Origin of the sequence: Macrococcus brunensis (assembly GCF_004359615.1) — a bacterium.
GTDB classification, from domain to species: domain Bacteria; phylum Bacillota; class Bacilli; order Staphylococcales; family Staphylococcaceae; genus Macrococcus; species Macrococcus brunensis.
On the sequence record NZ_SCWA01000017.1, the window covers coordinates 28,956 to 43,084 of the forward strand.

At 42.1% G+C, this 14,129-nt stretch carries 12 protein-coding genes and 2 tRNA genes; 13 read left to right on the forward strand and 1 reads right to left on the reverse strand.

Annotation, left to right across the window (positions count from 1 at the left end; genetic code table 11):
- Positions 1-64: 64 nt before the first annotated feature.
- The 5 genes from ERX27_RS09080 (at position 65) to ERX27_RS09100 (ending at position 6,372) form a co-directional block, all read left to right on the forward strand.
- Positions 65-976 carry a DUF2232 domain-containing protein gene (locus ERX27_RS09080; RefSeq protein WP_133432522.1) on the forward strand — a complete coding sequence of 304 codons (912 nt, stop codon included), beginning with the start codon at positions 65-67 and terminating at the stop codon, positions 974-976.
- Positions 977-990: 14 nt separating this feature from the next.
- Positions 991-2,961, forward strand: coding sequence for a DHH family phosphoesterase (locus ERX27_RS09085; protein WP_133432523.1), 1,971 nt, complete (start codon positions 991-993; stop codon positions 2,959-2,961).
- Positions 2,961-3,407, forward strand: a complete 447-nt coding sequence (rplI, locus tag ERX27_RS09090) for a 50S ribosomal protein L9 (RefSeq protein WP_133432524.1) — start codon at positions 2,961-2,963, stop codon at positions 3,405-3,407. Before ERX27_RS09085 ends, rplI begins: the two co-directional genes overlap by 1 nt.
- Positions 3,408-3,422: 15 nt before the next feature.
- Positions 3,423-4,817 carry a replicative DNA helicase gene (gene dnaB / locus ERX27_RS09095; protein ID WP_133432525.1) on the forward strand — a complete coding sequence of 465 codons (1,395 nt, stop codon included), beginning with the start codon at positions 3,423-3,425 and terminating at the stop codon, positions 4,815-4,817.
- A 265-nt stretch (positions 4,818-5,082) separates the two neighbouring features.
- Positions 5,083-6,372, forward strand: coding sequence for an adenylosuccinate synthase (locus ERX27_RS09100; protein WP_133432526.1), 1,290 nt, complete (start codon positions 5,083-5,085; stop codon positions 6,370-6,372).
- Between the two features lie 24 nt (positions 6,373-6,396).
- Here ERX27_RS09100 and ERX27_RS09105 read toward each other — a convergent pair whose 3' ends face one another.
- Complete coding sequence (locus ERX27_RS09105; RefSeq protein WP_133432527.1) at positions 6,397-7,278, reverse strand: YitT family protein; 882 nt, start codon at positions 7,276-7,278, stop codon at positions 6,397-6,399.
- A 172-nt stretch (positions 7,279-7,450) separates the two neighbouring features.
- Between ERX27_RS09105 and ERX27_RS09110 the strand changes: the two genes are divergently transcribed.
- From ERX27_RS09110 to rlmH, 8 genes are all read left to right on the forward strand, one after another.
- Positions 7,451-7,525, forward strand: a tRNA-Glu gene (locus ERX27_RS09110).
- Positions 7,526-7,539: 14 nt separating this feature from the next.
- A tRNA-Asp gene (locus ERX27_RS09115) sits at positions 7,540-7,612 on the forward strand.
- A gap of 118 nt (positions 7,613-7,730) precedes the next feature.
- Complete coding sequence (gene yycF, locus ERX27_RS09120; RefSeq protein WP_133432528.1) at positions 7,731-8,435, forward strand: response regulator YycF; 705 nt, start codon at positions 7,731-7,733, stop codon at positions 8,433-8,435.
- Positions 8,435-10,297, forward strand: coding sequence for a cell wall metabolism sensor histidine kinase WalK (gene walK / locus ERX27_RS09125; protein ID WP_133432529.1), 1,863 nt, complete (start codon positions 8,435-8,437; stop codon positions 10,295-10,297). Before yycF ends, walK begins: the two co-directional genes overlap by 1 nt.
- A complete protein-coding gene (locus ERX27_RS09130) occupies positions 10,290-11,594 on the forward strand; it encodes a YycH family regulatory protein (protein ID WP_165983140.1) in 1,305 nt (434 codons plus the stop codon). The genes walK and ERX27_RS09130 overlap by 8 nt, the downstream gene beginning before the upstream one ends.
- Positions 11,594-12,388, forward strand: coding sequence for a two-component system regulatory protein YycI (locus ERX27_RS09135; protein ID WP_133432531.1), 795 nt, complete (start codon positions 11,594-11,596; stop codon positions 12,386-12,388). The genes ERX27_RS09130 and ERX27_RS09135 overlap by 1 nt, the downstream gene beginning before the upstream one ends.
- Positions 12,389-12,405: 17 nt before the next feature.
- A complete protein-coding gene (locus ERX27_RS09140; protein WP_133432532.1) occupies positions 12,406-13,197 on the forward strand; it encodes an MBL fold metallo-hydrolase in 792 nt (263 codons plus the stop codon).
- A 250-nt stretch (positions 13,198-13,447) separates the two neighbouring features.
- Positions 13,448-13,927 (forward strand): 23S rRNA (pseudouridine(1915)-N(3))-methyltransferase RlmH, encoded by a 480-nt coding sequence (rlmH, locus tag ERX27_RS09145; protein ID WP_133432533.1) that lies wholly within the window; start codon positions 13,448-13,450, stop codon positions 13,925-13,927.
- Positions 13,928-14,129: the final 202 nt, after the last annotated feature.

Genomic DNA, 14,129 nt, shown 5'->3' on the forward strand with positions numbered 1-14,129 from the left:
AATCGCGCCAATAGTTGTAAAATAGTAAGGAATGAAATTTATGTGAGAAAGAGAGTTTTTAAATTTGAAAATTGATTTTCTGAAGACAGGCATCATCACGCTGATTCTTCTGCTGATGACTTTACTGATACATACAGCGCCTGGCGTTATTATCTTACTAGCACCTTTTTCACTGATTCCGGGTGTCTATCTCTATATGAAGAGCAAACCTTCATTTTATGTCATGGCGGGCATCGTCACACTCATTTCGATGATCTTCACATCCATCGTTGCTTTTCAGATCGTCCTTGCCATCCTTGTCATGAGCTATGTTCTGGGTTACTTACTGACACAGCGGGCTTCCAGAGAAGCGATGCTCTTCATCATGACAACGCTGCTCAGTATGTATACACTCATTTCAGTTATTTTCCTGCAGCTTGCTGACCTGGCACCGACAACTAAAACGTGGTTCAGCGACTTAAAAAACACGTACTTCACATTAGTGAAAAGTGAGATTGAAGCAGGCAACGTAACGAAAGAGAATGTAGCACTTTTCAATACTGCGCTGGACGCAATGCAAATACAGGTGCCGGGACTGATTGTTTTTAATCTGTTCTTATTGATTCTGCTGACACTCGTCATTACATTACCGATTTTACGCAGTTTCAAAATTGCGACCCCTAACTTTAGACCGCTCTATTTCTGGAATATGCCTAAGATGGCACTATACCTTTACTTCATCGTCAGCATCATCAGCTGGTTCGTGGCGCCGGAAGACGTCGTTCTGCTCGGTATAGTCCTCAACTTAAAGTATGTGTTAGAATGGATTATGTTCATCCAAGGTTTATCATTACTGAGTTTCTTCCTGAAAGTAAAACGTATTCCAACCGTTTTCGGTGTACTGCTTTTCATCATGGCATTTCTGATGGCACCCGTCACTCAGCTCTTTGGTGTGCTGGACTTGATCTTCAGAATGAAAACTAAAATCAAACCTTAATAGGAGGCAGTTAAATGGACCGTAAATATATGAGGCAGACCCTCATTACACCTTTTGTTGTAATGGCTATTCTCGTCTTCATTTTAATCGCACTGCTGTTTACTGTGCATCCTGTTATGGCACTTCTTGCGGGCTGTATCGCTGTGATCATCATAGTCATTACAGGTGTCATCTTGAAAAAGAATCTGGCACGAAGTGAATCATACTTTGAAAACATAGCCGTAAAAGTCAGTAAAGGGAATGTCGTTGCGATTAATCAGATTCCGGTCGGCATGATTCTCCTGAATCAGTCAGATAAAGTGGAATGGTACAATCAGTTCATCCGTGAGAAGATTGACCGCCCTATTCTGGCAGATGCCATCAATGAGATTTTTCCTAACCTGCTTAATCAATTAAAGATTCAAGGGGTCAATGAAGTACATACACAGTATAAAGACACGAAATTTAAAGTTCGCTATGCAGAAGATATGCATATGCTTTACTTTCTGGATGAGACAGAACGCGTTGAGACATTTGAAGTCTACGAGGAATCTCAGCCGGTCATCGGGATGGTTTTTCTCGATAACTATGATGAAATCACTCAGAATATGAACGACGCGAATCGGACAGAAATGAATAGTATGATGACCAATGCCGTCAATGAATGGGCCGCGGAAAATCATATTTACGTTAAACGTTTCTCTTCTGACCAGTTTGTTATTTTCCTGAACAACCGTATTCTAGCTGACCTTGAGACAACGAAATTCAATCTGCTGGACCGTATTCGTGAGAAGAGTCGTGACAAAAAGACACATCTTACGCTGAGTATCGGGATAGGTGAAGGTACAGATAACCTGATCACACTCGGTGAACTCGCTCAGTCAAGTCTTGATCTCGCGCTCGGTCGCGGAGGTGACCAGGTCGCCATCAAAAATACATCCGGTGGTGTTCGTTTCTTCGGTGGGAAGACCAACCCGATGGAAAAACGAACGCGTGTCCGTGCACGGGTTATCTCACACGCACTGCGAGACATCCTGATTGAAGGGGATAACGTCATCATCATGGGGCATAAGCGTCCGGATATGGATGCCATCGGGGCAGCTATAGGGGTGGCACGCTTCGCCCGTATGAATGACTTGAATGCCTATATCGTATTGAATGCTTATGATATCGACGAGACACTCAGTCGTGTCATGCTTGAGATTGAAGAGAAGCCGGAACTTAAGGAAGTATTCATCACGTCTGATGAAGCTTGGTCACTGATGACGAATCGCACGACTTTAGTCGTCGTGGATACGCATAAACCGGATATGGTCATCGATGAGAATATCTTGAATAAGGCATCTCGTAAGGTTGTCATTGACCATCATCGCCGCGGTGAAGATTTCATTTCAAGCCCTCTTCTCGTCTATATGGAGCCTTATGCAAGTTCAACTGCAGAACTGGTGACAGAACTGCTTGAATATCAGCCGGAAGAGCATAAGCTGACACGTCTGGAATCAACAGTCATGCTAGCCGGCATTATTGTTGATACACGGAACTTTACATTACGGACAGGTTCACGGACTTTCGATGCAGCAAGCTATTTAAGAAGTCATGGTGCAGATACCATCCTCTGTCAGCATTTCCTGAAGGATAATATGGAGACGTACTTGCAACGTAGTGAACTGATTAAGACGGTACAGCTGGGCCGTGACGGTATTGCGATTGCTAATGGTGACGAGACGACCATCTTTGATCCGGTGACGATTGCTCAGGCAGCAGATGAACTGCTCAGCATCAACGGCGTAGAAGCCTCGTTTGTTGTGGCAAGACGTGCTGACGATATCGTCGGTATTTCAGCCCGCTCACTCGGTGAAATCAACGTTCAGCTGGTGATGGAGGCGTTAGGTGGCGGTGGTCATCTCTCAAACGCAGCGACACAGCTTAGCGGCGTAACAGTAGAAACAGCTATCCTTGATTTAGAGGATGCGATAGAAGAACAATTCAAAAGGAGTGAAGAATAATGAAAGTTATTTTCATACAGGACGTTAAAGGTAAAGGTAAAAAAGGTGAAGTGAAAGAAGTACCAGTCGGTTATGCGAACAACTTCTTACTGAAAAATAAATACGCAGTTGAGGCGACACCAGGTAATCTTAAACAGCTGGATGCTCAGAATCAGCGTATTGAAAAAGATAAAGAACAGCATTTAATCGATGCACAGAACTTAAAAGAGAAATTAGAAGCACTGGAAGTTGAAGTGAAAGCGAAATCTGGTGACGGTGGACGTCTTTTCGGTTCTGTCAGCACAAAACAGATCGTCGAAGCACTGAAAGAACAGCACGGCATCAAGATTGATAAACGTAAAATGGAGCTGCCGGACGGCATCAGAAGCTTAGGTTATACAAATGTGCCCGTTAAACTTCATAACCAGGTGTCAGGCACGTTGAAAGTTCACGTTACTGAGATGTAAGAAGGAGGCGCACAGATGGAAGATTTTAATTCCATGCAGATGCCCCATCATTTAGAAGCAGAGCAATCTGTTTTAGGTGCGATTCTGCTGGATCCTGAGCTTTTGATTCCCACGCTCGAAAAACTTTTACCTCAGCATTTTTATCGCAGAAGTCATCAGCATATCTTCCAGGCTATGCTTTCTCTGTCTGAAAAGAACGCACAACTTGATATCATCACACTCACGGATCAGATGACAAAGGAAGGGACACTGGAAGAAGCCGGTGGACCGATCTACCTTTCTGAACTGTCTGAGATTGTACCGACGACGCGCAATATTGATTTCTATACAGACATCGTCTTTAATGATGCAGTCAAACGCCAGTTGATTAATGTCGCGGATTCCATCGCAAAAGATGGCTACAACCATGAACTTGAACTGGAATCACTTCTCAGTGACGCAGAGAAGCGGATTATGAATATTTCCAGTGACCGCGGCACAGATGGCTTCCAGAATATCCGGGATATACTGCAGGTCGTCTTCGAGAATGCAGAGGATCTGGACCGTAACCAGGGACAGACGCCGGGTATTCCGACGGGTTATCGCGATCTGGATAAAATGACTGCAGGCTTTAACCGTAATGACCTGATCATTATCGCTGCACGTCCATCTGTCGGTAAGACTGCTTTTGCGCTGAACATCGCGCAGCAGGTCGCGACACATGACAATAACTATTCTGTTGCCATCTTCTCACTGGAGATGGGTGCGGACCAGCTGGCAACACGTATGATCTGCAGTACAGGCAATGTCGATTCCAACCGACTGCGGACGGGAACGATGGAAAATGAAGACTGGAATCGTTTCACGGTTGCGATCGGTAAACTGTCCCGTACTAAAATATTCATTGATGACACGCCAGGTATTCGTATTACAGATATTCGTGCTAAAAGCCGACGTCTGAAGCAGGAGCATGGTCTGGATATGATACTGATTGACTATCTTCAGCTCATTCAAGGCTCGGGCTCCAGAAGTTCTGACAATCGTCAGCAGGAAGTCTCAGAGATTTCCCGAATGCTGAAGTCACTTGCCCGTGAACTGGAATGTCCGGTTATCGCCCTCAGTCAGCTGTCTCGTGGAGTCGAACAGCGTCAGGACAAGCGCCCGATGATGAGTGATATTCGTGAATCTGGTTCGATTGAGCAGGATGCTGATATCGTTGCCTTCCTCTACCGGGATGATTACTATAACCGGGGAAATGGCGAAGAAGGTGAAGAGAACGTTGATGCCGGCGCTCAGGATGAGAATGGTGAGATTGAAATCATCATTGCTAAACAACGTAACGGTCCGACAGGCACGGTCAAGCTGAATTTCATGAAGCAGTACAACAAATTTGCGGATATCAGCTATGAATATGAAGGTTTTGAAAATTAATTAATACGTACATTTTTGAATTTTGATTCAAAAATGTACGTTTTTTAATACCTTTCTAACTTGTATATGAAGTAGATGTCTGTATCGTAAATAACTCAAAAAATAGGCTGATATACTGATATTATCGTCTTTTAGAGCTGTTTGAATAGGTTTATAAAAACAGAACATGCACTCAAAATTTACATTTTAAACGTTCGGGTTTCGTTTGATTTTTCATACGGTTATTGGTAAAATGGCTAAGGTTATTAAATTTGGAGGTGCAAGAATGTCATCTATCGTAGTTGTTGGTACACAATGGGGAGACGAAGGTAAAGGTAAAATCACAGACTTCTTAGCAGAACAGGCAACAGTTATCGCACGTTTTTCAGGTGGTAACAATGCAGGACATACAATTAAATTTGGCGGCGAGACTTATAAATTACATTTAGTGCCGTCTGGTATTTTTTATTCAGATAAATTAGCAGTCATCGGCAACGGTGTAGTCGTTGATCCAGTTGCTTTACTGAAAGAACTGGATGCATTAAATGAACGCGGTATTTCAACTGATAATCTGCGTATTTCTAACCGTGCACAAGTCATCCTGCCTTATCATTTAAAACAGGATGAACTGGAAGAAGAAAAACGTGGTGACAACAAAATCGGGACGACTAAAAAAGGTATCGGTCCTGCTTATGTCGATAAAGTACAGCGTATCGGTATCCGTATGGCAGATTTACTGGATGAAGAAACGTTCAGAACACTGTTAACACAGAACTTAGCAGCAAAAAACGAACTATTTGAAAAAATGTTCAATGCTGAAGGATTCACTTTCGATGAAATCTTTGATGAGTACTTTGCAGCAGGCCAGCGTCTTGCACAGTACGTGACGGATACTGCGAAAGTACTTGATGATGCGTTCCATGCAGATGAGAAAGTCTTATTTGAAGGCGCACAAGGTGTCATGCTCGATATCGACCACGGTACTTATCCGTTTGTGACATCAAGTAACCCGATTGCAGGTAACGTTACGGTCGGTACAGGTGTCGGCCCGACATTTGTAGACCGTGTTATCGGTGTATGTAAAGCTTACACTTCTCGTGTAGGTGACGGTCCATTCCCTACTGAATTATTCGATGAAGATGGTCATCATATCCGTGAAGTCGGCCGTGAATATGGGACAACAACAGGTCGTCCGCGTCGTGTCGGCTGGTTCGACTCAGTTGTTCTGCGTCATTCTCGTCGTGTAAGTGGTATCACTGATTTATCTATCAACTCTATCGATGTGCTGACTGGCCTTGAGACAGTGAAGATCTGTACAGCTTACGAGCTTGATGGAGAAGAAATCACTGAATACCCAGCAAACTTAAACAACTTAAAACGCTGCAAACCTATCTTCGAAGAACTGTCAGGCTGGACAGAAGACGTAACAGGCTGCAAAACGATGGAAGAGTTACCGGATAACGCACGCCGTTATTTAGAACGTATTTCTGAGTTATGTGATGTGAAGATTTCTATCTTCTCAGTCGGTCCTGACCGTACGCAGACAAACTTACTTGAAGATTTATGGCAGAACTAAAAAAGAGCCCTCGGGCTCTTTTTTTTAATGGATATCGCGCTTTTTAAAACGACCGCCTTTTACTTCTGAGACGTTGCCGATCGCAACAAAGGCAGATTCATCATAATGATTGATAATATCCTTCAGTTTATATTCTTCCAGACGCGTAATAACCACAAAGATAACTTTCTTGTCGTCACCGGTATAGGCACCTTCTCCGCTGAGATACGTGACTCCACGACCAAGACGCGCATTAATGGCATCACCAATTTCTTCATACTGATCACTGATGATCCAGACGGATTTCGATTCATCGAGTCCGAGCTGAACAATATCGATAGCTTTAAAGGCAATGAAATAAGCGATAACGGAATACATAGCAGATTCCCATGTGAAGACAAAGCCTGCAACGATAAATATAAAGAAATTGATGACCATTACAATTTCACCTACTGAAAAAGGTGTCTTTCCACTGATCAGAATCGCTAAAATTTCTGAACCGTCCAGTGAGCCTCCGTAACGAATAACGAGACCGACACCAAGACCTAGAATAGCACCGCCAAAAATAGTGACGAGAAACTTCTCTTCGATAAAGGGTGGAATCGGATGCAGAAAAGCTGTGGCGATTGACAGAACAGCGATTCCGTAAAGTGTGGATATTGCGAATGACTTACCGATTTGCTTGTAACCGAGGAAAAAGAACGGCAGATTCAGGATGAAGATAAAAAGACCTAAAGGAAGACCAATTAAGTGGCTTGTAATAATGGAAATACCGACAATACCACCGTCTAGTATGGCATTGGGTACTAAAAATAATTCAAGTGCTACTGCCATAAGAAGTGCACCGATAGTGATCATGAGAAAACGTTTGATTTTCTCTTTCAGCGGCAAGGTTTGATGGACTTTTTCAGCTGCTGAATGTGACATAGCATCCCTCTTTTCTAATTGTTTCTATCCATTATTATACTATAAATGAATTGTTAGAAATTTCAGAATGCTCACAGCTGGAGAAATGTTTTAGAATCTAAAAATTTTTTCGAATTATAGTTGTCAGATTATAATTAAGCATGCTATAATCAATCTTGTGCTAAAAAAATATGGCCCCTTGGTCAAGCGGTTAAGACACCGCCCTTTCACGGCGGTAACACGGGTTCGAATCCCGTAGGGGTCACCATTTAAATAGCTTTAGGTCCCGTGGTGTAGCGGTTAACATGCCTGCCTGTCACGCAGGAGATCGCGGGTTCGATTCCCGTCGGGACCGCTTTAAGACATGCATTTGATGCATGTCTTTTTTGTTGTGTATCAGTAGATAGAAAAAACCACATAAAAATGGTAAATTATAAGTTAGTAAATGAAACTTTAAAGAGAAGAGGTTACCTATGGCTCGTAAAATAGTCGTTGTAGATGACGAAAAACCGATTGCGGATATTCTTGAATTTAATTTGAAAAAAGAAGGCTATGATGTCCATGTCGCTTATGATGGTGATGATGCTGTCGAACTGATCTATGAAGTACAGCCGGACATTGTGCTGCTGGATATCATGCTGCCAGGGCGTGACGGTATGGAAGTCTGCCGTGAAGTCCGTAAGAAGTATGATATGCCGATTATTATGCTGACAGCGAAAGACTCAGAAATTGATAAAGTACTTGGACTGGAACTTGGAGCAGATGACTATGTTACCAAACCATTCAGTACACGTGAACTGATTGCTCGTGTGAAGGCAAATTTACGTCGTCACTATACACAAGCACAGTCTGAAGAAAAAGAAGAAACAAATGATATCGTCATCAAAGACATCACGGTTTATCCGGATGCTTATTCTATCAAAAAGCGTGGCGTCAGTATCGAACTGACACATCGTGAATTTGAACTCTTCCATTATCTGGCACGACATATCGGCCAGGTCATGACCCGCGAACATCTCTTGCAGACAGTATGGGGCTATGATTATTTTGGAGATGTAAGAACAGTTGATGTGACCATCCGAAGACTCAGAGAAAAGATTGAAGATGATGCTTCACATCCTGAATACATCGTGACAAGACGCGGTGTCGGTTATTTCTTACAAGTACAGGATAAATAATGAAATACATCCAGTCTTTCATTAAGAAACTGCAATCTCTGCATATCAAGCTCGTTGTCGTCTATGTTCTGCTGATTATTATCGGCATGCAGATTATCGGGCTCTATTTCACGAATAATCTGGAAAAAGAGCTGACTGAAAACTTCAAGGACAATGTAGAACGACAAGTGAAGCAAGTTGCTTATGATATTAACGAAACATATAAAGAAAATAATGACGACAATACAGAGCGAAAGATTCAGTCGATTATCGATGATTATACTTCGCGCTCCGGTGTGGGTGAGGCACGCTCAGATATAGATGAAATCCGTTTTATCAATACGAATGAGCTGATCATCGCGACGAGCAAAGTCTCTGATAATGTCTCCATTGACCAGAAAAATAAAGATACACAAATACAAAAAGCGTTGTCGCTTGGCCAGAGCAATGACCAGATTCAGTTAAAAGAAGAAGGCACGAGTAAGAAGCGTGTCTGGGTTAAAAATGAAACGATTAAAGTGAATAATGAAGTGGTAGGTGTTATTCACGTTGAATCGAGTATCGAGACTGTTTATCAGCAGCTCGATAAAATCAACCAGATCTTCATTATCGGGACAGGTTTGTCCCTTCTTATTACCGCACTTCTCGGCTTCTTTATTGCCAGAACCATTACTAAACCGATCTCAGATATGCGGAATCAGGCGCTCGAGATGTCAAAAGGGAATTATACGAACCGTGTTAAAGTATACGGCAGTGATGAAATTGGTGAACTGGCTCTGACTTTCAACAACCTCGCGAAAAGAGTACAGGAAGCTCAGGCGAATACAGAAAGTGAAAAACGGCGTCTGGCTTCTGTTATCACCCATATGTCAGATGGGGTTATTGCCACTGATAGAAGGGGACGTGTGCGTATTGTCAATGATATGGCGCTGCGCATGCTGGCCGTCAATCAGGATGATATAGAGGGCCGTCATGTACTGGATGTACTTAAGATGGAGGAACATTATTCTTTGGAAGAATTGCAGGAGAATAGTGGAGGCGTCATCATTGATATCGCAGGTGAGTATCCATTGATTGTCCGTGCCAGTTTCTCGACGATTATTCAGGAGACAGGCTTTATCACAGGTTATATCGCTGTACTCCATGACGTGACCGAACAGCATCATGTCGAAAATGAACGTCGTGAGTTCGTCGCAAACGTTTCGCACGAACTACGGACGCCGCTGACATCTATGCGCAGCTATATCGAGGCGCTCGAAGAAGGTGCCTGGCAGAATCCTGAACTGGCGCCCCAGTTCCTGAGCGTGACACGAGAAGAGACGGACCGCATGATTCGTCTCGTCAATGACCTGCTGCAACTCTCTAAAATGGACAACTCTAATGAAAACATTAACCGCGAACTAATTGATTTTAATATGTTCATCCATAAAATCATCAATCGTTTTGAGATGAGTGAAGGCAAATCAGCGACATTTATCCGTGATATCCCGAAAGCAGGTATCTTTGTAGAAATCGACCCCGACAAGATGACGCAAGTATTTGATAACGTTATCTCTAATGCGCTCAAGTACTCAAAAGGGAAAAAACGTGTTGAATTTCATGTGAAACAAAACATGTTATTTAACCGGATGACCATTCAGATTAAAGATAATGGTATCGGTATTCCAAGAAACAAAGTCGACAAGATTTTTGACCGCTTCTTCCGGGTCGATAAAGCAAGAACACGTACGATGGGCGGAACAGGTCTAGGTCTTGCCATCAGTAAAGAAATTGTAGAAGCGCATAACGGACGTATCTGGGCGAACAGCCAGGAAAATCAGGGTACATCTGTGTATATCACATTGCCTTGTGAAGTCTTAGATGATGGTGATTGGGATGTATAAGAACATCATTAAAAGTCTCATACTGATTATTCTGGTCTGCACGAGTATGGTGCTGACCTATCTGATATGGAACTTTAAGCCTCAGCTGACCAATGTAGACACAGCGGTCGTTGAAAAGAAAACAATCGGTCCTAGATTTATTGATAATATCAAGAATATCTATATGCCCTATCAGGTGGTCTCATACAATGAAGGTAATATCAAAGGAACGACAGAAAGTCATCTGATTATAGAAATGACTAATTTTTTAAGCGAAAGTCATATTCAGTCCGCTTATCTGATTGATAATAACGGTAAATTTCAGGCGGAAAATATCGGTAACCGTTTTACGTTATTTGATTTTACTGTTGATATCCCTCAGACCATGTACGTGACAAATATATTAGATATGAACTATAAATCGGAAGATAAGTATACTTTTAAGCGCTTGATGATTGATAGCGAAAGCCGCACGAACGTCAATATTTATCTGATCGGCAAAACAAAAGTACTGAAGATAGAGACGGATGCGAAGAGTCAGACATTCAATAAGATGTTGCAACAAGAACGCAAGTCTATGGTAAACTATACAAGTCTTGTTACAAATGAATTGACATCCAGCGATAAGATGCAGCTCTATATCCCGGAAGAAGCGGACAGCGTTAAAGCTTATCGATATATAGCGGATCGTATCAATGTCAAGGATATTAACGATGCTGTACTGGATGATCAGGATAATATCATTGAGCGTGACAGAAAAGAGAGTACGACGTATTTCAGTAATACAGGTATCGTCTCTGTCAATGACAGTGACATCTATAAATATAACAATTTATCAGAAGCGGATTCAGTTAAGGCCGCCCCGCGTGATATACTGGTTAAATCATTCAAGTTCATCAGTAGTCACGGCGGCTTCACAGATGATTATCGACTGTTTGATATCAATGATGATAATAGAATGATTGATTATCAGATGTATCTAGGAGGCAGACCTGTCTTTAATGACACGGGACTTTCCAATATCTCAGTCATCTGGGGTAAAGATGATCAATATGAATATCGACGGGGACTGTTATCGACAAGTGTCGCAGTGCCGTCGACCCAGGAAGTAGAGAAACTGCCGAGTGCAGAAAGCGTTCGTTACAGACTTGCTTCTTCAAAGGAATATCGTTTCGATAAAATCACGAACATGCTGATTGGCTATGAGATGAAAAAATCAGCAGACAGTGAAATACAGGCTAATCTGCTGTTTGAACCTTACTGGTATATTGAATATGACAATCAATGGCTGAAATATGAGAATGGGAGGCTGAAGTAGTGGATTGGAAACAAGCAAGTTCACTGTTTATCTTCGTCTTCCTGATTATCAATATCTGTCTTGGTGTGCTGTACTATCAGAAAGTCGAACGCTCCAACCAGATAGATATCGCCAATGAAAAAGTGCTGTCTTTTGAGAAAGAGAATATCAAGTTACCGAAAGAACTGCCACCGTCAGAAGGCGTCAAACTGAACTACTTATCGGGTCGCAGCAAGAAGTTCGAAGCAACAAATACCACACGCAGTAATACTGTCGTTAAAGATAAAGTCATCAAAGACCGTATCGCGACCAATCTGCCTCTCAGCGCGATAGAGCCGGATGCCATCATGGAAGACCTGAATATCTTTATGGCAACAGTCCCTTATAGAGGAACTGAATATATTCTGAGCGGCATTGACCGCATCAATAAACGTATACTCTACGAGCAGACTTTTAACAAGTATCCCATACTGAGCAATGATACGGCAAAAGTCGTGGTGAATTATAATGATAACCAGGAAGCCTATAGCTATGAGCAGTCCTATATCGAGAACCTGCAGGAAGGCATCGGTAACAATAACAAGAAGAAACAAGTCGTTGAACCAAGACGTGCACTTGAGGTTCTGTATTATCAGAATGAATTGAAAGCAGGAGACGAGATTACGGCGGTCCGCCTGGGCTATTATTCCGTCGTACCGAATATAGAAGGACAAGTACTCAAACCGACATGGCAAGTTGCAGTTCTTCATAAGAACGGCAAGCGTGAGACGTTCTATGTGGATGCACTGAATCCGCAGGAACCTATACTGAAGTAATAAAGAGAGTGATATCAATGATTAAAATGTCAGTACTGGCAAGTGGCTCAACAGGTAATGCAACTTACGTCGAAAGTGACAAAGGTTCATTATTAGTAGACGTCGGCTTATCAGGTAAGAAGATGGTCGACCTTTTCAGCCAGATTGACCGCAAAATAGAAGACCTGGATGGCATCCTCGTCACCCATGAACATATCGACCACATCAAAGGACTCGGTGTGTTAGCAAGAAAGTACAAAATACCAGTCTATGCAAACGAAAACACATGGAAAGCAATAGAACGGGCAGATAAAAATATCCCGCAGGACCAGAAGATGATTTTCAATCCATACGAAACGAAAAGTATCGCAGGCTTTGATATCGAATCCTTTAATGTGTCACATGACGCGATAGACCCGCAGTTCTATATCTTTCACAATGACTACAAGAAGCTGACGATGATCACAGATACCGGCTACGTTTCTGACCGCATGAAAGGCATGATACACGGCAGTGACTGTTTCGTCTTTGAGAGCAATCATGATGTCGATATGCTGAGAATGGGCCGTTATCCGTGGAAAACCAAACAGCGTATATTAAGTGATATGGGACACGTCTCAAATGAGGATGCAGCATATGCGATGCGTGAAGTCATTACAGGCTCGACGAAACGTATCTATCTCTCTCACTTATCACGCGACAATAATCTGAAGGATTTAGCCCGCATGAGTGTGGAACAGGTATTAAATGAGCATGATATCGATACAAAAAATGATGTCACGCTGCATGATACGGATAAAGAAGTGGCAACAAAGCTTTATGAACTCTAATTTACACACTTTTCATTAACTCCACTAGAAATGTGGATAACAGTGAATAACTTTGTGGATAGAAAAGAAGTTATCCACAATTGTATAAGATGTCTTAGAAATAAGGCATCTTTTTTTATGTTTATGCATAAAAAAATGGAAGAAAGAGAGCGGAAAAAGAGAAGATACGATAAAATAAGGGTTGTGAAATGTGTATAAGTTAATAACATGTGGATAACTCGAATAAATCATACAATGAGGATGAATATAGATGAAGATTACAATTATAAGTGTGGGTAAGTTGAAAGAGAAGTACTGGAAGCAGGCGGTGGATGAATACGTCAAACGACTCGGTGCTTATACGAAGATGGAACTCATAGAAGTGCAGGATGAGAAAGATACGGACAATATGAGTGACAAGGATATCGAAATCGCGCGGAAGAAAGAAGCGGAGCGTATTCTATCAAAAATCAAAGATGACAGCTACGTCTATACACTAGAAATCCTGGGCAAACAACTCGATTCAGTTGAACTGTCCGAACATATCGAGAACAACATGAACATGGGCAAAAGTCACCTAACCTTCATCATCGGCGGCTCAAACGGTCTGCACGACAGCGTCAGCGCAAGATCCAACTACAAACTCTCCTTCAGTAAAATGACCTTCCCTCACCAGATGATGAAAGTCATACTGCTCGAGCAGGTGTATAGAGCTTATAGGATAATGAAAGGGCAAGCGTATCATAAATGATGAGGTTAATCACCATTATGTAAGACACTAAAAATAAATTATATTAAAAAATCTCATGCAATAAGGGTAAAGATCTGAATCGTCTACACTTAGTTGGACAATTTCTATGTGAATAGATATTGTTAATCTAAGAAAGTAGGCGATTTATTTATGTCACGTGAAAGAAGAAGTTTCAGTCCAGAATTCAAATTACAGATGGTCA